This is a genomic window from Acidimicrobiia bacterium, assembly GCA_035471805.1.
Classification (GTDB): domain Bacteria; phylum Actinomycetota; class Acidimicrobiia; order Spongiisociales; family JAHEDJ01; genus JAHEDJ01.
In genome coordinates, this window is the sequence record DATIPS010000014.1 from 56,560 (window position 1) to 74,251 (window position 17,692).

A 17,692-nucleotide genomic window follows, 5' to 3' on the forward strand; every position below is an offset into this window, starting at 1 on the left:
GCCGGGACGGACAGGACACCAATCTGCGGCAACTTCCCTCTCGTCAGCCGCGATGGACTTCATTGGGAATCGTCTGTCCGGTCTGGCCGGTGTCCAGGGGGTGGGGGAGGTGGCTGGTGACTAGTCGAGGGTCGAGACCGTGAGAACTTCGAAAGCGACGGGCAGTGCCCCATAGCGCAGCTTGACGGACAGGTCCTCGGCTTCCTGCTGGGACGACACGGTGATGACCGCCACCCCACCGGTGATACCTTCGTCGGACGTCACCCACGGCGCTGACAGGATCACTCCGTCGAGGACTATGGCAATGCGGCGGCGAGGATCAACGTACAAGTCGTATTGGGCAGACTCCCTCGTCATCGCCTCGAAGGCCCCGGCACCGGCGGAATCGAACGTGAGTTGGATAACCCACTGGTCGGCGGTCGAGTCGAACAGCGGTGTCGCCTCCGATATCTGAGCGCCCGTCAGTGAGGTCGCACCTACCAGAAGGACTTCGTCGACCACCCCGTTTCCCGCATGGGACGCCAGCCAAGCAGACGTCGACGGGTGGTCTGTCATGGTCAATCCCGTGTCAGGATCAACCCTCTCAACGCCACCGGACTCCTCCTCACTTCCTGTGGGGTCCCGTTGATCAAGTACTGGCCGAAGGGACAGCAGGCCGGGCACGGCAATCAAGTCGACTGCTCTCTGGTGATCAACCTCACCCGTCAGGCTCACCGTGAGATTTCGTTCACCCGACCATTCGATTTCGGCTTCCGTGACTCCCGGCATCGACTCGACCCTCGTCTTGATGATTCCGATTGCCTCATCGAGTGACTCCGCAGGGGTGCCTTCCGGGGCCACAAGTTGAATCGAAACCCCAGCCCCGTCTATTCGAGCACTCGGCTCGGTTGAACCGCTACCGCCACAAGCCCCAACCCACAAGGACGCCCCCAGTATCAAGCAGACCGGACGTCTCATACGGACCTCCACTCGTATGACAAGCCGTGTGCCGGGTCGCCCCATCAGGATGCCTCTATCCCTTTGAACGGACTAGAGGCATACGACCCTCAACCTCCTCGACGACCCCTAGCAGCCACCCCGCTGAGTTCGCTCGGTCGCCACACCTGAAGGGCAGCTCCACCGTCGAAACCAGCCTGGGGATTTCTGTTCGCTGGGTACCGCCCCGGTTATGCAGTACGAGCACCCCATCGGATGAATGACGGCTGGAAGGCCGGCACCCGGTTGTCGATAACCCCCACCCCGAGCAAGATGGCTACACAGCCTGGTCGGTAGGTGTTGAGGTCTCGGACGGTTCGCGGGTTCCAACCGAAACCCGAATAGGGAAGGCAATGGGTTGGTCAAAGCCGACCAACGACTGTGTTCGGTCGGCGGTCTTGTCGCTAATGGCTAGGAAGACGAAGGAGAGTGCGTATACAACGAGTATTCCAAATACGATTGTCATCAGAACCCCTATCGGTGCAGCCCCCTCTCAGATTCAAGGGTTGGGCCTTAGGGGCGCCGCTGGGGGAGGTTAAGTCGGCGATAAGGCCACCTGCCCGTTTGCTCGACGGCGGGCACTGGCCCGACCTGGAGACGATCCGGGGCGGATGAGTGGCTCCGATGGCAGCGCGCTGGCAGCCGAGCCGCATAACGCCAGTTCACAGCACCGACGGCGGATAGGCAATCCGTAGGTTGTGGGTTCAAGTCCCACCCCCGGAGCGAAGGTGAATCCCCTGTATTTGAAGGGGATTTCGCTCATTTCGGGGGTATGTCGGTGATGCTCCCAGCGGCCTCGCCGCACGGTACATCTCCGTGCCGATCGAGGAACCGGCCGGGCTGGAGACGGGCCTTCAGCACGAACTTGGGCGACCCGCGGGCCGTACGAGGTTCCCGACTCTTGTTAGGTTTGCCGCATGAAAGACCCCAGCTGGACCGCCGTCGATTACTACCTCGAGAGCCACCTGACCTCCCACGACGGGGACGCAGCCGCGGTGTTGGCGGCCCAGAGGGCCGCCGGGTTTCCGGACATCGCCGTCAGCGCCACCCAGGGCAAGCTGCTCGCGGTCCTCGCCCGTTCCGTCGGCGCGCGCAGGGTGCTGGAGTTCGGGACCCTCGGCGGCTATTCGACGCTGTGGCTGGCCCGGGCTCTCCCGGAGACAGGCGTCGTCGTATCTCTTGAGATGTCGCCCGCGCACGCAGCGGTAGCGCAGGCGAGCCTCGACACGGCCGGGGTCGGCGACCGGGTGGAGATACGGGTGGGTCCGGCGCTCGATAGCCTTCCGGGCCTGGCGGATGAGGATCCCTTCGACCTGGTCTTCATCGACGCTGACAAGGAGAACGGGGTCGCCTACTTCGAGGCCGCTGTGGGTCGAACGAGGCCCGGGGGTCTCATCATCGTCGACAACGTCGTACGAGAGGGACTGGTGGCTGACGAAGCGTCGACCGATAGCCGCGTCCAGGGCTCCCGCAGGGTCATCGAGTTTGCGGCCCACGATCCCCGGGTCGAGGCGACCGTCATTCAGACCGTCGGCAGGAAGAAGCACGACGGGATCCTCATCGCCGTCGTCCTCTGATGGGAACGTGATTGGGGGCCATGGATGTGCCGAAGTGGCACACCCTGGGCACTCGGCGGTTCGGAACGGTCTCATCCCGGTAACCTGCTCCTTTATGAAAAGGGCAGCCGGCTGGACATTGATCGGAATCGCCGCCTGGTTCGGCCTCGGCGTCCTGTTCGCGGCAGGGTCCATTGTTTCCGGCAACACCGGTCGGCCCGGAACCGAGGTGTCGACCGGGACTGCGCTTCTCGCTGCTGCGACTCTCGCGGTCTTCGCATGGACCTTGATCAGAGTCGGACTGCGCCTTCTCAAATCCGATGAGTGACCGCCGGACGGCGGTGAGACTCGGGCAATCACAGGTGGGCTCGTCGGGCGATGGCTGAGTTCGGTTCCCTATTCCACAATCCATCAGTTTCCTGCGAGAATCATCCGCAGTTCACCCGCGAAGGATTCCGATGCCCGGCAACGCCACTTTCGATCTGACCGACACCGCCATAGTTTCCGTCGCGCATGTTGACGCACCTGAAGTGGTCCCATCGTCCCGCTTCGACGAGATTCTGGCCGAGACCTATGAACGCGTCGGCGCCCAACCGGGTCTACTGGAGACGCTCGCCGGCATTCGAGAGCGGCGCTGGTGGCCTGAAGGTCATCTCTACACGGATGCGGCGGCCGCAGCCGGGGCCAAGGCCATCGAAGCCGCCGGGATCCGCGTCGACGAAATCGGTCTCCTCATCGACACCTCGGTTTGTCGCGATCGACTCGAACCGTCGTCGTCGGTAACGGTTCACAACGCTCTGGACCTGCCGAGCTCGTGCCTCAGTTTCGACCTGTCCAATGCGTGTCTCGGCTTCGTCAACGCCCTGCAGCTGGCCGGGAACATGATCGACAGCGGCCAGATCGACTACGCCCTGATCGTCGACGGTGAGGGAAGCCGTGCCGTCCAGGAACGGACACTGGAGAGGCTTGCCGGCGCCGAAGCGACATTGGCCGACCTGTTCGCAGAATTCGCCACGTTGACGCTCGGGTCTGGAGGTGCTGCCGCGGTGATCGGGCGGCACTCCCAGAACCCCGGCAGTCACAAGATCGTCGGTGGGATCGCCAGGGCCGATACCGCCTACCACAGTCTTTGCGTTGGCGACCTCGACGGGATGCGCACAGACACGAGCGCTCTGCTGGATGCCGGTCTGCAAGTCTCCAAACTGGCCTGGGGTGATGCTGCAGAGCGGGACTGGCTCGACCTCGACCGCTACATCCTGCATCAGATTTCACAGGTGCACACGACGATGCTGTGCGAAGCGCTCGGGATCGATCTCGGCAAGGTCCCGCTGACCTTCCCCTTCCTCGGCAACGTCGGCCCTGCGTCGATCCCCATCACGCTTTCCCTCGAAGCCGACTCACTTCGCGCAGGAGAGCGGGTGCTGTTGATGGGGATCGGGTCCGGAATCAATGCATCGGCGATCGAACTGATCTGGTGACGAGCGGTCCGACCGCGCCGGCAGAACTGCCTCCCCCCGGCCTCGTCGGCCTCGATCCGAAGTGGTCGCGCCTGGTGGCAGCAGCCGACTCATCAGGCGTGTCTCGAACCTGGCACCTTCTCGACAATCAGGTCGAGGACCCTGCGGCGACGCTGCTTTGCGTTCACGGCAACCCCACCTGGTCTTACCTGTGGCGTGACGTCGTCGCTCAGGCACCGCCGGGCGTGCGGGTGATCGCAGTCGATCAACTCGACATGGGTTTCTCGGAACGGACGGGGACAGTTCGCCGCCTGGAACAACGGATCGAGGACCTCTGCGCCCTCACCGATGAACTCGGAGTGCAAGGACCGGTGATAACAGTTGCACATGACTGGGGAGGTCCCATCTCGCTCGGATGGGCCCTGCGTCACCGCAGCCGGGCGGCCGGGGTCGTTCTCATGAACACCGCGGTTCACCAGCCGGCCGAGTCGCTGGCTCCTCGATTGATACGAATGGTGCGAGCGCGGTGGCTTCTTCGGCTGGCCTGCGTGGCAACACCCCTGTTTCTGCGCGGGGCCTTGATGCTGGCCCGCCCGCGTCTTCCCCGATCCATCCGTCTGGCCTATCAGGCGCCCTACCGGGGCGCTGGTCGCCGGTCGGCGATCGGAGGGTTCGTCCAGGACATTCCGCTGAGTGAGTCCCATCCGAGCAGGCGATCCCTCGACGCGGTAGCCTCCGGACTCGACCTGCTGGGCGATGTGCCGGCCCTCCTGTTGTGGGGAGCTTCCGACCCCGTCTTCTCGGATCGACACCTTTCCGATCTGGCTTCCCGGCTTCCGAACTGCGAGATCCACCGGTTCGGGGACGCAGGCCACATGATCACGGAGGACAAGGACGTAGCTGCCGCCGTGTACTCCTGGGTCGAGCAACTGAAGGATTCCCAACGGCCTCCGGCATCGACGACGGTTGAACTGGAACCGCTCTGGTCCGGGATCGATCGGCGTGCTGATGATGACGCACCCGCCTTGGTCGACTTCGAGGGTGGAGCGCCCGCCTCGATGTCGTTTAGCGAGCTTGCCGTCGACACCAAACGCGTCGCGGCAGGTCTCGCCGATCTCGGCGTGGCGAAGGGGGATCGTGTCGCGCTGATGGTGCCGCCGGGCATCGACCTGGCGGTCTGCGTTTACGCCTGCTGGCGAATCGGAGCGGTCGTAGTGGTCGCCGATGCCGGGCTTGGTGCTCGAGGTATGAGCCGGGCACTGGCGAGTGCCGAACCGGCCTATCTCATAGGGGTTCCCAGGGCGATTGCAGCCGCCAGGGCCCTGCGGTGGCCCGGCGTTCGCATCTCTACGACGGAGATGGCGGCGCCCAGGAAACGTTTGTTGGGTGTGCTCGCCAGCATCGAGGGTCTGCGGAGCCGCGGTGAGGATCTGCCCGAACCGCCGGAACCGTCCGACTCCGATATGGCCGGTATCGGGTTCACCTCCGGTGCTACCGGACCCGCCAAAGGTGTCGCCTATCGACACAATCAGCTGCAGGCGCAACGAGACTCGCTCGTCGACCTCTACGGCATCACCGGCCAAGATCGTCTGGTTGCCGCTTTCGGTCCGTTCGCACTGTTCGGTCCGTCGATGGGCATCACATCGGTCGTTCCCGAAATGGAAGTGACCTCGCCCGGAAGTCTCACCGCTCCGGCGCTTGCCAAGTCGGTCCAGGCTGTCTCCGCCAACCTCGTGTTCGCTTCGCCGGCTGCATTGCGCAACGTCGTTGCGACCGCCGCCGACATGACTCCCGATGAGGCGGAGGCGTTGCAGGGGGTGCGTTTGCTGATGTCGGCCGGAGCCCCGGTTCCTGCGGAGACATTGCGGGCGGCCGGGATGCTGATGCCGAATGCGGAGGCTCACACGCCGTACGGGATGACCGAGGTTCTTCCGGTGGCGGACATCACCCTTGCCGGAATCGAGGAGGCCGGTTCCGGTGACGGCGTCTGCGTGGGGTTGCCCGTTCCGGGTGTCGAGGTGGCGATCAGCCCGCTCGACCCCGACGGCCTGGCCACCGGCCCGCTGACGAGCCAGAGCGGGGTCGTCGGAGAGGTCTGTATCCGAGCTGCTCACATGCGGGATGGATACGACAAGCTCTGGATCACCGAAGACGCTGCATCTCAGCCCGTCGGATGGCATCGGAGCGGCGACGTCGGTCATCTCGATGAGCTGGGCCGCTTGTGGATCGGGGGCAGGATGGGCCACATAGTGACGACGGCCTCGGGGCCGGTTACGCCGGTCGGGATCGAACACTCAGTCGGCGGGCTTGCCGACGTAGTCCAGGCAGCAGCCGTCGGAGTCGGTCCGGCCGGCACACAGCAGGTGGTTTTAGTCGTGGTGCCCCGCACGCGCACCCGTCGTCCCGGTCTCGCCGGTGAGGACCTCGCCGACCGGGTCCGTGCTCGAGTCGACACGGATGTGGCGGCCGTCCTCACCGTGCCTTCACTGCCGGTGGACAAGCGCCACAACTCGAAGATCGACCGCACTCGGATCTCCCGGTGGGCGGAGGGCGTCCTGTCCGGCGAGCGGATGAGCGGGATATGAAGGTCCTCGTCACCGGTGCCACGAGCCTCGTAGGCCGGTCGCTCGTCGGATTGCTGCAGGGTCGGGGTGATGAAGTGACGGTCTTTCAGCGCCGGCCGAGTGGTATCGGCGTGACAGAACGCCTTGGTGACGTTTCGGATCCGAGAGCGGTTGGCGAGGCGGTTGCCGGGTCCGACGCCGTCGTTCATCTCGCCGCACGGGCCGGCGTTACCGGGCGGTGGGAACAGTTCGAACAGGCCAACGTCGTTGGCACCCGCTGCGTCGTGGATGCCGCCCGTGCTGCCGGAGTCACTCGATTCGTGCACGTTTCGTCCCCGTCGGTGGCGCATACCGGCCGGTCTCTTATCGGCGCAGGAGCAGATGCTGCCGAGCCCGACAGGGTCATAGGTCACTACGCCAGAAGCAAAGCCCAGGCAGAGCTGATAGCCCTCGCGGCGGACGCGCCCGGGATGGCCGTCACGGCCATCCGCCCTCATCTCATCTGGGGCCCGGGTGATACCCAGTTGGTGGCGAGGATCGTCGCAAGGGCGAAAGCCGGCCGCCTTGCCATCGTGGGCACGGGTGCCGCGCTGATCGACACCACCTATGTCGACAACGCAGCCGACGCCCTGGTGGCAGCGCTCGACAGAGCCCCACAGATCGCCGGTCGGGCCCTGGTCGTCACCAACGGGCAGCCGCGGCCCGTGCGAGAGTTGTTGAACCGGATCGTCCTCGCCGCCGGTCTGGAACCGCCGCAGGTCACGGTGCCCTACCCGGTGGCGCGGGCGGGCGGGTTGGTCGTGGAGAAGATCTGGGAGCGTCGGGATAGGCCGGACGATCCGCCGTTGACCAGCTTTCTCGTCGAGCAACTCGGGACTGCGCACTGGTTCGACCAGCGAGAGACCCGGCTCGCCCTGGACTGGAAGCCGGCAGTCAGCCTCGAAGAGGGTTTCCGGCGACTCCGCGCCCACTTCGAGTCGGCCTAGAAAGGCCGGTACTCACCCTTTTCGCGCGACATTCGGCACTCATAGGGTCAGAATGTCGCGCGAAAAGGGTTCGTGGGTGTCGCCTTCCCTTCAATCGAGTGACGCGATTCGCTCCAGAAGGAGCCCGGCGAATCGTTCGGAGTCCACAGCCGTTCCGACCCTTGCATTCGGTTCTCTGCCGGTGACGTGGTACCGGTCGACCAGGGTTCTGCCGGCCGACGGTCCGTCGGTTGTGTCGATCTCAACCGCGAATGCTTCGGTCTTCACCAGGTCGGGCCGTATCACGTGGGCCACCGCCAGCGCATCATGGATGGGTGCGCCGTCGAATCCCATCCGCCGCCGGTAGTTGGCCACGAAGAAATCGAGGAGCCCTGCTACGAAGGCGCCTGCGCGTCCGGTCGGCCGCAACTGTTCGGCGTTTTCGATCGTCAGCCTGGCACGGTGAGTGACGTCCAATCCGATCATGGTGATGTCGATGCCGGATCGGAAGACAATGGCGGCAGCTTCAGGGTCCACGTAGATGTTGAACTCGGCGGCCGGTGTGATGTTGCCCAGACCGATCGAACCTCCCATCAGCACGATCCTTTCGATCCGCGTGGTCAGCTCCGGATGAGCGGTGACCAGCCTGGCGATGTTGGTCAGAGGACCGACCGGGATCAACGTAACGGGTTGGTCGGAAGCGGCGAGTGTCCGGGCGAGGAAGGCGACCGCTCCGAGTTCGTGCGGCCGGGTGGTCGGCTCCGATATGTCGGGGCCGTCGAGCCCGGTCGCTCCGTGAACGTGCTCGGCGGTCACGAGATCCCGCTCGAGGGGGGCTTCTGCACCGGTCGCAACCGGCACATCGGTTCTACCTATCAGTTCGAGGACCGCCAGCGCGTTGCGGGTGGTCTTGTCGATTGTGGCGTTGCCGGCGACGGTCGTCACGCCGACCAGGTTCACCTCGGGGCTGGCCGCGGCCAGCATCAAGGCGATGGCGTCATCGTGCCCAGGGTCACAGTCGATCACAATCGGGATCCGGATCACAACAGGTCCTCGACCATCGCCAGGTGAGGCAACGAGGGTTGTGCCCCGCGAACAGTGGTTGCCAACGCTCCGGCGATGACGGCCCTTTGCAATGATTGCTGCTCGCGGTGGCCGGCAACCAGGGACGCGACCATCGCCCCGACGAACGCATCCCCGGCGCCGACGGTGTCCACCACTTCAACCGGGGGTGGTTCCGCCGAACCGATCTTGTGTCCGGCCCGGTATAGCCGGGCGCCGGCGCTGCCCATCGTGATCGCAACGAGGCCGCCGGTCATGTGAATCCCGTCTCCGAGTTGCCGGGCCTCTATCTCGTTCACAACCAGCAGGTCGACCGTCTCGAGCAGTCCATCCGGCAACGGGCGGACCGGGGCGGCATTTAGGCAGAACAGTCCGTTGGCTCGTCGCCCCGCCTCTGCGACGACTTCGAGAGGGATCTCGAGCTGGCAGATCAGGGCATCCTCATCGCCGGTGTGCACATCGTCGGGCGTCATCATGCGGTTGGCGCCGGGTGCAACCACGATCTGGTTTTCGCCGTCGGCGTCCACCACGATCATCGCAACGCCGGTGGCCGCCGTCTCGTCGACCTTCACGCCGTCGAGGTTCACGCCTTCGGCTCGCAACAGGGCAAGTGCTTGGGCGGCGTTCGAGTCGGATCCCACCCGTCCGATCATTGCCACTTCGGCTCCCATGCGGCGGGCGGCGAGAGCCTGGTTGGCGCCCTTTCCCCCCGGGTGAGTTGCGAGTACTGCGTCGGTGACGGTCTCGCCCGCAACGGGCAGCCGCGGCGCAGACGCGATCAGGTCGAGGTTCACGCTGCCGATGACCGTTATCGAGTTCACGACATGAGGCTAGAACATCGACGTTTGGTGGATGCAGGGATCCCGGTACCGTCTCTAGGGTGACCGGTAGCGAGGTAGCAGTTCCTCGCGACGTGCCCCGGTGTCGGGAGCCGAGCAGCCGCCCTGTTCGATGTGAGAGGAACCCGAGATGACCGACTACATGAGTACCGAAACCCCGGCAGTTGTAGAACGCGACAAGCGCCACCACGTTCACCCCTATCAGGTGTTCGACACGTTTGCCGAGGATGGCGCATTGCCCATTGCCTCCGGCGTTGGTGCCTATATCACCGACACCGACGGCAAACGCTATGTGGATGCGGTCGGTGGGCTCTGGTGCACGAACATCGGTCTGGGCCGCGAGGACATGGTCGAAGCCATTGCCGATCAGGTCCGGCGGCTCGCCTACTCGAATCCCTTCGTCGATATGACGCACATTCCGGCTGCCGACCTCGCCACCAAGCTGGCAGAACTGGCGCCCGGCGATCTCAACCACGTGTTCTTCTGCACCGGCGGATCAACCGCCAATGATCAGGCGTATCGGATCGCCCAGTTCTATCAAGCCGTGCGAGGCAAGCCGGAGAAGAGGCACATCATCTCGCGGGTCGATGCCTATCACGGTCAGACCTACGCCTCCGTTTCCATCGGCGGGAAGCCGGGTGATCGAATCGAGGAGTTCGAGTTCTTGGACAACGTCCATCATCTCAGCTCGCCGAATCAGTACCGCTACGGGAGGGGCCTCTCGGAGAAGGAGTTCGGTGCCCGGCTGTTCGCAGAGTTCAAAGACAAAGTCACAGAACTGGGTGGCTCCGAGAAGGTCTCGGCCTTCTTCGCCGAACCGATCATGGGTGCCGGCGGAGTAATTCCTCCGCCGGACAATTACCTCAAGAGTATCTGGGAGTACTGCCGGGAAAACGACATCCTCTATGTCTCCGACGAGGTCGTCACAGGCTTCGGTCGATTGGGAGAGTGGTTTGCCTCGGAGAAGCTATTCGGCATCCAGCCCGACATCATCACGTCGGCGAAAGGCCTCACCTCCGGCTACATACCACTCGGGGCGACCATCTTCTCGGACGGGATCTTCGACGTCATCTCGGATCCGGGCCGGGGTCGCTATCTGCCGATGGGTCTCACGTACGCCGGGCATCCGGTGGCCTGTGCCGCGGCGCTCAAGAACATCGAGATCATCGAGAACGAGGGCATCCTCGAGCACGTGCGCGACGTCGGTCCCTACCTGATCGAGCAACTCGAAACACTCAAGGATCTTCCGATGGTCGGCGACGTGCGTGGCTCGCATCTGATGGTTTGCATCGAGTTCGTCCGCGACACTGCGACCGGAGAGCCTTATCCCTACCAGATCGACATCGGCAAACGTGTTTCCAACGAGTGTGACGAGCTGGGGTTGATGGTGAGGCCGGTTGAGAACCTCAACATCATGTCGCCCCCGCTCATCATCACGCACGATGACGTGGATTTCATTGTTGAGACACTCCGCACCGCCATTCCTCTCGCCCACACCCAAGCAGAGGAAATGATTGCCGGAGCGTAGCGACCTCGTCGTGCCTCACACGGCCGGGCACCCCGGTTGGTTGCCTCTGTCGACACGGATCGGTATTCTGCCTATCGCCCGATAGGTTGGGAGTGTCCAGGGAAGGGACGAAGAAGTGCCGGCCGAGCCTCCCATGACCGTCACCACCCACGACGCCCGCAAGTGAACCCCCGGCGCGTCGATCAGATCATCCTTCACCTGGCCGTCGCGGCCAACACGATCGGGTTGGGTGTCATCATCGCGCTGCTGGCAGACTTGCAGGAGGCCTACGACCTGCCGACCGCCGGGCTCGGGTTGGTGGCCGGTGCCGCCTTCATCACCGCCTTCATCGGGTACGTCTGGTTGTCCCGCTATGCCGATCGGGGCCATGCAAAGACCATGTTGATAGTCGGTACGCTGGTCGGTGCGTTGGCCTTGGTTCTGGCCGCATACGCCAGAGGACTGTGGACACTCGTGTTCGCCAGGGCGATGCTCGGCTTCGCTGAAGGGGCGTTCGTCCCTGCCGCCCGACGAGTGGTACTGGACTGGTCGCCCGGACGTCCGGGCGAGGTCCTCGGGCGAATCCTCGCCGCCTCGGTCGCGGGTTTCGCGCTGGGTCCGGTCATTGGTGCCCTGCTTGCCGAACGGTTTGGCCTGCGAGTCCCCTTCCTCGTTCCGGCTGCCGTCCTGCTCCTCGCAGTCCCCGTGGTCACGAGGCTGCGAGCGCCGGAGCCGTTGCCGATCTTCGAGGAACGCAGCTTCCTCAGTTTGCTCGGCAATCGACTAGTCCTCGCCGGGGTGGTCTTCGGAGCGATCGAGTTCGCCACTCTGGGATCGTTCGACGCAGTCTGGGCCCGTCTGCTCACGGATCAGGGCGCATCGACGTTGTTCGTCGGAGGTTCATTCACGCTGATGGCTCTGCCGCTGGTGGTTTTCTCCGTCAGATTCGGCCGGCTCGTCGACCGGAAGTCTTCCGCCTTGGTCGCCTCGTTCGGCATACTGGCAGTTGCTCCTGCCGTTCTCGCCTACGGTTGGCTGAATCTGCCGGTGGCGCTCGGGGCGGCCGGCATCGTTCACGCGGTGGGGAGCTCGGCACTCAGCCCGGCGGCCGCGGCACTGGTTGCCAAAGGGAGTCCTCCGGACATGGTGGCGCGCGGCCAGGGCCTTCTGGAGGCCGTCGGGTTTCTGGCTGCCGCAGCAGCGGCCGTCCCGTCGGGTTGGGCCTATGAAACGATCGGCCGGGCGACCTGGTTCAGCCTGATGTGCTTTGTCAGTGTTGCCATCTTCACAGCCGGATGGCTACTGGCACGGAGCCGCCCTTGACGCCCGTTGGGGAGGGCCGCTCCTTCGGCGACAAGAAATCACGCGACAAGGGCTGATCGGCGAGTTGTGTCGGTAGGATGGCGAAGAATTAGCCCTCGAGGAGGCCACGTGCTTAACGGCTACGCAGGAAAAATCCTTCACGTTGACCTGACGACAGGTTCGCTCGAAATCGAGGAACCCCCAGAAGACCTGTACCGCACCTACATGGGCGGCAGCGCTCTCGGTCTCTATTACCTGTTCCAGAACACTCCTGCGGGCGCCGACCCCTTTGGACCGGAGAACACACTCTCATTCATGCTGTCCGGCATCACCGGCGCTCCGATCGCCGGGCAGAGCCGGGCGACCGTGGTCGCCAAGTCACCGCTGACCGGTGGAGCCGGAGACAGTCAGGCTGGGGGGTTCTGGCCGGCCGAACTCAAGTTCGCCGGATTCGACGGCATAGTGATCAAGGGCACGTCGCCAAAACCCGTGTATCTCTGGATCAATCAGGGCGAGGTCGAACTGCGAGATGCCGGCCACCTGTGGGGCAGGCGTACTCTCGAGGTGGAGGAGATCCTCAAAGAGGAACTCGAAGACAGCCGTATACAGATCGCACAGGTCGGACCCGCCGGCGAGAAACTCGTGCGTTTCGCGGCAATCATGAACATGGCGACCCGAGCCCATGGCCGCACCGGAATGGGAGCGGTGATGGGTAGCAAGAAGCTCAAGGCGATCGTGGTCCGCGGCGGGAAGAAGAAGCTGTCGATGGTCGATCCGGAGGCCGTTCGGGCGATCATGCAGCCGTCGATTCCCGCCATCCGCGAGGACGAGGACGTCTGGGACCTGGCCAAGAACGGAACCCTTGGAATCCTGGAGGGTCAGAATGCCGTTGGCGGCCTTCCGACCCGTAACTACATGAGCGGATGGATGGGCTACGACCGTGCTGCCGCCATCGGCGGCGAGCGCCTGTTCAACGAGTTTCTACGCGGCGCCGACGAGGACAATCAGATGAAGCTGGGTCGGGAGACCTGCTATTCCTGCGCGGTGCGCTGCAAGCGGGTCGTCGAGACCGAATGGCAGGGGCGCAAGGTCGACCCCAAGTCGGGTGGCCAGGAGTACGAGACGAGCGCCACGTTCGGTTCTTACTGCGAGATCGACGATATACAGGCCATCTCGTATGCCAACCAGCTGTGCAACGAGTACGGCGTCGATACGATCGCAGCCGGAGCGACCATGGCCTTCGCCATCAACTGTTTCGAAGACGGCCTGATCACAACGGAGGACACCGGCGGCATCGAGCTCGGCTGGGGCAAGGCCGAGGCGATGATCGCCATGCTGGAAAAGACCCTGGAACGTGAGGGTTTCGGTGACATCCTCGCCGAAGGCTCGGAACGGGCCGGTTTCCACATCGGCAACGGAGCGGAAGATCTGGTGATAGCGACCAAGGGCGCGGAACTCCCGGCACATATGCCACAGCTGAAGCCTTCGCTGGCCGTGATCTATGCCGTGAATCCCTTTGGGGCCGATCATCAATCAAGCGAACACGACGCCAACTACACGCCGGAGATCGTCGCCGATTCGCCTGAGAAATACGGCAAACGGGCAACCGACCTCGGGTTGCACAACCCTCAGCCGGAAGATGTTCTGAATGACGCCAAGGTCGAGTACGCCCTGACCACCCAATACGCGTTCTCCGCGATGGACACGGCCAACGTTTGCCAGTTCGTATTCGGGCCGGGGTGGGAACTCCTCGGGATGCACGAGCTCGCGGATCTGATCACCGCAGTGACCGGTGCTGAGACGACGGTCATGGATCTGCAGGAGATCGGCAAACGCCGGCTCAACATGCTGCGGGCGTTCAACGCCCGGGAGGGAATCACCCGGGAACGGGACACTCTTCCGAAGAGACTGTTTGAGCCCCTGGCCGGAGGGCCTTCCGACGGGAAGGTCGTGGACCGCGCCGAGTTCGAGGCGGCGCTCGAGACCTACTACGAGATGGCCGGCTGGGATCCCGTCACCGGGAATCCGCCCCGTTCGACCCTCGAGCCGCTCGGTCTGGGGTGGATTGCAGACAAGCTGGGTGTCTGAGTGATTCGCATGGGTCGGTCTCTTCGTGTTCTGATGCTGGGCGCCGTCCTGGTCCTGGTGAGTGCGTGCTCGGAAGGAGGGACCGGGACGACGCAGGCCCCTACTGCCGATGTCGTGGTGCGGGTTGTGTCCGGCGGTGAGGTGTTGGCCGACTGGACGCTGGCCGACCTGGAGGCTTCAGTCGGGTTCACCGAGTTGACGGTCGACGGTGACCTGCAGTCGGGCCCGCTTCTCCTCGACGTGCTGGAAGCTTCCGGCGTCGGTGATTGGGAATCCGGCAGGGTATTCGGCATGGGCGAGGGCCGGGTGTTCGAAGTCGCACTCGACATCGATTCGGGCGAGGTCGACCATGGGTGGATACTGGATGTCACCAACAAGGGAACGCTCAAGCTCGCGTCCGCGAACCTTCCGAAGGACCGGTGGGTGAGGGATGTCGGTGAGATCAGCTTTCCCTGAGACGTGGACCGTCGGCATAGACGACACCGATATGCCCGGCATCGGCGGAACCGGCCGCCTGGCACGCCGGATTGCCGCCGAGATCGAGGCTCTCGGTCTCGGCCGTTCATTGGGAGTGACCCGCCACCAGTTCTACGAAGGTCCGGGAGTGCCCAAGACGGCCCGGAACTCTGCGGCGGCGATCGTGTTCGACGGCGTCGGCAATGCCTCCGAACTCTTCGAGTCGGTGTGTGCGATTGTTGCGAGAGAGTCGATTGAAGGGTCCGACCCGGGTGTGGCGATAGGTCGGGAAGCGTCCGTCGAGCTGGTTGGCTTCGCGCGTCGCGCGCAGACCGCTCTGGTCATGCAACAGGAGGCGCGCCGCCTGGGTGCGACGCATGGCGCGGGCTTGGCCGGCCTCGGTGGCACCGATGATGGGGTGATCGGTGCGCTGGGCGCGATGTCTCTCCGGATCGACGGAAACGACGGACGCTATGTCGATCTTCCTGGGATAAGACGAGTCGGCGGTGTCATGACGATCGCCGAGGTCCTCGAACTGACGGGAATAGTCGAAGTCGTCGACCTTCTCGCTGAGGAATCACCGCAATCCACAGGTAAGCTCGATCTCGGAGATTGGGTTCGGCCCCGGTTGATTGGAGGCCGTCCGGTTGTGGTAGCGACACGCGCCGGGGAGATGTGGGTCAATGCAGACTTTAGAAAGAAGTAGCAGAACCGAACGGCGATCAGCCGCCGCCGATGTCTCGGTGGCGCTGGCCGTCGGTCTCGTAGCGACGCTCGCCAAGCGCCATCTGGATTTCCATCTGGGGATCCCGGGACACGCCGGCGTTGGCTGGATTGCGGTGCTCGTGTTCGGCCGGCTGATCAACGGTCGACCCGGGATGGCGACGTTGGCCGGGCTTTCCATGGGACTCTGGGGAATACCGGTCGGCCTCGGCCACTCCATTGCCTACAACTCGCTTCTCTACGGGATGGCGGGAGGGCTCCTCGACTCGGGTGCCCTGCTGCGCCTGCCTTTGCGGAGGGCCTGGGGCGCCGCTCTTGCCGGACTCGCCGTGCATCTGGCCAAGTACGGGTTCATCTTTGCCAATGCGGCCCTGTCGGGCTTTCTCAAGAGGGTCGAAGTGTTCGGCTTCTTCCGGGCACTGGCAAACCATCTGGTGTTCGGGGCACTCGGCGGCTTGCTGGGTTGGGCGGCGTGGAGATTCGGCCGGAAGCTGCCGCCGTCCCGCCTTCGCAACGTCCGCTCCTGAAGATGGTCACCGTCCGGCTACCTGCCCAACTCGACCGATACACACAAGGGCAGCGTTACGTCGAAGTCGAAGCGGCCACCGCAGATGCGGCTCTGCGGGCGGTAGCCGCCGAGCATCCGGACCTGCAGATCCGCCTGTTCGACGAGGACGGCCTCCTGCACCGGCACCTCCTGGTCATCGTCGGTGATCGTGAGCGGGCGCGAGAGGACCTGGCGGCGCTCATCTTGCCGGACGGCTCGGACCTCACCGTTCTCATTGCCGTCTCCGGCGGTGCCGAGGACGTCCGGATGCGCGGATTTCGGGAACGGGAGACGGTGGAGGCGGCGCTGCGAGCTGCTCTCGACGGAGTGGTTCCCCTCGCAGGAGAGGCCGTGTCGCTGTTCCAGTGCAACGGCCGTGTGCTGGCGGAGTCTGTCGTGAGCACCTGCAACGTTCCTGCTTTCCGTCGTGCCACGATGGACGGCTACGCGGTTCGGGCCGCCGATACATTCGGGACTTCGCTCTACAGTCCCACCGTGCTGTCGCTGGCCGGAACCTCGATGCCCGGGGTCGGGTCGACGGGAATCGTCGGGTCCGGCTTCGCCATGCGGATCATGACCGGCGCTCCGGTGCCCGACGGCGCCGACGCCGTTCTGCGGGCTGAGGATGCTCGTGAAGTCGACGAGCGGGTCGAAGTGCTGGCGCCGGTTGCCACGGGAAAGAACGTCGGACGGGTGGGGGAGGACGTCGAGGCCGGCTCGGCCGTCCTGCCTGGCGGCCGGAGGCTGCTTCCGCAGGACGTCGGACTCCTCTCCTCGATCGGCCACGATCCTGTCCTGGTTTGCCGGCAACCCGTGGTCAGGATCATCGTCTCCGGGGATGAACTCGTAGCACCGGGCGGACGGCCCGATGCTCTCCGGATCGTCGACAGCAACTCGCCGATGCTCGACGGACTCGTGCGCCGCGACGGCGGCCTCCCCGACATCGTCCGGCTGGCGGACGACGAGGACGAAATGCGTGCCGCGCTGGGTCGCCCTGGAGCCGATGTGATCATCACCGCCGGCGCGGCCTCGGTCGGGACCGAGGACAGGACACCCCTCCTCGTAGACGAGTTGGGCGAACTACTCGTCCACGGTGTGGCCATGCGCCCTTCGTCGCCTGCGGGAGTCGGCCGGATCGGTGACGCCAGGGTCTTGCTCCTGCCGGGCAATCCGGTGTCGTGTCTGGTCGCCTACGACTTCTTCGCCGGTCCGGTCATCCGAGTCTTGGGCGGGCTTCAGCAGGCCTGGCCTTATCCGATTGTCAGGCTTCCACTCGCCTCCAGGCTCGTTTCCCAGATCGGCCGGACCGATTACGCCAGGGTGCGTATCGAGGAGGGACGGGTTGTGCCTCTGGGCATTTCGGGAGCCTCGGTTTTGTCTTCTGTGACCGCAGCAGCCGGGTTCGTGGTGGTACCGGCCGGACTGGAAGGTTACGCCGAGGGCACTGAGGTCGAAGTGCACGTCTACGACCCGGCGTCCATCTCATGAGGCAGCGCCAGTTCCTGGACGTCGTCGACGAATCGGTAGCGCACCAGCGTTTCGACGAAGCCTGTTCGCACCTCGAGCCCCGTCACGAGACGATTTCGTTGAACGACGCGCTCGGACGGGTGCTGGCAACCGACGTGCTGGCAACTGTCGATGTGACCGCCTT

The 17,692-nt window shown here is 64.4% G+C and carries 15 protein-coding genes and 1 tRNA gene; 13 read left to right on the plus strand and 3 right to left on the minus strand.

Annotated elements, in window-relative coordinates; genetic code table 11:
- Positions 1–120 precede the first annotated feature (120 nt).
- On the minus strand, positions 121–957 hold the full coding sequence (locus VLT15_03220) for a hypothetical protein (GenBank protein ID HSR44228.1): 837 nt from the start codon (positions 955–957) through the stop codon (positions 121–123).
- A 636-nt stretch (positions 958–1,593) separates the two neighbouring features.
- Here VLT15_03220 and VLT15_03225 point away from each other — a divergent pair.
- The 6 genes from VLT15_03225 (at position 1,594) to VLT15_03250 (ending at position 7,538) form a co-directional block, all read left to right on the plus strand.
- Positions 1,594–1,700 (plus strand) — tRNA-Ala (locus VLT15_03225).
- A 192-nt stretch (positions 1,701–1,892) separates the two neighbouring features.
- Positions 1,893–2,552, plus strand: a complete 660-nt coding sequence (locus VLT15_03230; GenBank protein ID HSR44229.1) for an O-methyltransferase — start codon at positions 1,893–1,895, stop codon at positions 2,550–2,552.
- Positions 2,553–2,646: 94 nt separating this feature from the next.
- Complete coding sequence (locus tag VLT15_03235; GenBank protein HSR44230.1) at positions 2,647–2,859, plus strand: hypothetical protein; 213 nt, start codon at positions 2,647–2,649, stop codon at positions 2,857–2,859.
- Between the two features lie 130 nt (positions 2,860–2,989).
- Positions 2,990–4,009, plus strand: coding sequence for a 3-oxoacyl-ACP synthase III (locus VLT15_03240; GenBank protein HSR44231.1), 1,020 nt, complete (start codon positions 2,990–2,992; stop codon positions 4,007–4,009).
- Positions 4,006–6,573, plus strand: coding sequence for an alpha/beta fold hydrolase (locus tag VLT15_03245; protein ID HSR44232.1), 2,568 nt, complete (start codon positions 4,006–4,008; stop codon positions 6,571–6,573). Before VLT15_03240 ends, VLT15_03245 begins: the two co-directional genes overlap by 4 nt.
- Positions 6,570–7,538: an NAD-dependent epimerase/dehydratase family protein gene (locus tag VLT15_03250; protein ID HSR44233.1), complete on the plus strand. Its 969-nt coding sequence runs from the start codon at positions 6,570–6,572 to the stop codon at positions 7,536–7,538. Before VLT15_03245 ends, VLT15_03250 begins: the two co-directional genes overlap by 4 nt.
- A gap of 90 nt (positions 7,539–7,628) precedes the next feature.
- Here VLT15_03250 and VLT15_03255 read toward each other — a convergent pair whose 3' ends face one another.
- Positions 7,629–8,561 (minus strand): nucleoside hydrolase, encoded by a 933-nt coding sequence (locus VLT15_03255; protein HSR44234.1) that lies wholly within the window; start codon positions 8,559–8,561, stop codon positions 7,629–7,631.
- A complete protein-coding gene (locus VLT15_03260) occupies positions 8,558–9,400 on the minus strand; it encodes a ribokinase (GenBank protein HSR44235.1) in 843 nt (280 codons plus the stop codon). Before VLT15_03260 ends, VLT15_03255 begins: the two co-directional genes overlap by 4 nt.
- Before the next feature lie 148 nt (positions 9,401–9,548).
- Here VLT15_03260 and VLT15_03265 point away from each other — a divergent pair, with 148 nt between their 5' ends.
- The 7 genes from VLT15_03265 (at position 9,549) to glp (ending at position 17,529) form a co-directional block, all read left to right on the plus strand.
- Positions 9,549–10,946: an aminotransferase gene (locus VLT15_03265; protein HSR44236.1), complete on the plus strand. Its 1,398-nt coding sequence runs from the start codon at positions 9,549–9,551 to the stop codon at positions 10,944–10,946.
- A 162-nt stretch (positions 10,947–11,108) separates the two neighbouring features.
- Complete coding sequence (locus VLT15_03270; GenBank protein HSR44237.1) at positions 11,109–12,248, plus strand: MFS transporter; 1,140 nt, start codon at positions 11,109–11,111, stop codon at positions 12,246–12,248.
- Between the two features lie 108 nt (positions 12,249–12,356).
- The gene (locus VLT15_03275; GenBank protein ID HSR44238.1) at positions 12,357–14,315 is read left to right on the plus strand and encodes an aldehyde ferredoxin oxidoreductase family protein; all 1,959 of its coding nucleotides are present in this window, start codon (positions 12,357–12,359) and stop codon (positions 14,313–14,315) included.
- A gap of 9 nt (positions 14,316–14,324) precedes the next feature.
- A complete protein-coding gene (locus VLT15_03280; protein ID HSR44239.1) occupies positions 14,325–14,771 on the plus strand; it encodes a hypothetical protein in 447 nt (148 codons plus the stop codon).
- Positions 14,752–15,477: a hypothetical protein gene (locus tag VLT15_03285; GenBank protein ID HSR44240.1), complete on the plus strand. Its 726-nt coding sequence runs from the start codon at positions 14,752–14,754 to the stop codon at positions 15,475–15,477. Before VLT15_03280 ends, VLT15_03285 begins: the two co-directional genes overlap by 20 nt.
- Positions 15,455–16,021, plus strand: a complete 567-nt coding sequence (locus VLT15_03290; protein ID HSR44241.1) for a hypothetical protein — start codon at positions 15,455–15,457, stop codon at positions 16,019–16,021. Before VLT15_03285 ends, VLT15_03290 begins: the two co-directional genes overlap by 23 nt.
- Entirely contained in the window at positions 15,967–17,529 is a 1,563-nt protein-coding gene (gene glp / locus VLT15_03295; GenBank protein ID HSR44242.1) for a gephyrin-like molybdotransferase Glp, read from the plus strand. Before VLT15_03290 ends, glp begins: the two co-directional genes overlap by 55 nt.
- Positions 17,530–17,692 lie beyond the last annotated feature (163 nt).

What these genes read in the sequence shown, in the direction of transcription:
- VLT15_03265 (HSR44236.1), top strand. Translation starts at nt 9,549, where the DNA reads ATGACCGACTACATGAGTACCGAAACCCCGGCAGTTGTAGAACGCGAC.
- VLT15_03280 (HSR44239.1), top strand. Translation starts at nt 14,325, where the DNA reads ATGGGTCGGTCTCTTCGTGTTCTGATGCTGGGCGCCGTCCTGGTCCTG.
- VLT15_03230 (HSR44229.1), top strand. Translation starts at nt 1,893, where the DNA reads ATGAAAGACCCCAGCTGGACCGCCGTCGATTACTACCTCGAGAGCCAC.
- VLT15_03240 (HSR44231.1), top strand. Translation starts at nt 2,990, where the DNA reads ATGCCCGGCAACGCCACTTTCGATCTGACCGACACCGCCATAGTTTCC.
- VLT15_03250 (HSR44233.1), top strand. Translation starts at nt 6,570, where the DNA reads ATGAAGGTCCTCGTCACCGGTGCCACGAGCCTCGTAGGCCGGTCGCTC.
- VLT15_03220 (HSR44228.1), bottom strand. Translation starts at nt 957, where the DNA reads ATGAGACGTCCGGTCTGCTTGATACTGGGGGCGTCCTTGTGGGTTGGG.
- VLT15_03290 (HSR44241.1), top strand. Translation starts at nt 15,455, where the DNA reads ATGCAGACTTTAGAAAGAAGTAGCAGAACCGAACGGCGATCAGCCGCC.
- VLT15_03235 (HSR44230.1), top strand. Translation starts at nt 2,647, where the DNA reads ATGAAAAGGGCAGCCGGCTGGACATTGATCGGAATCGCCGCCTGGTTC.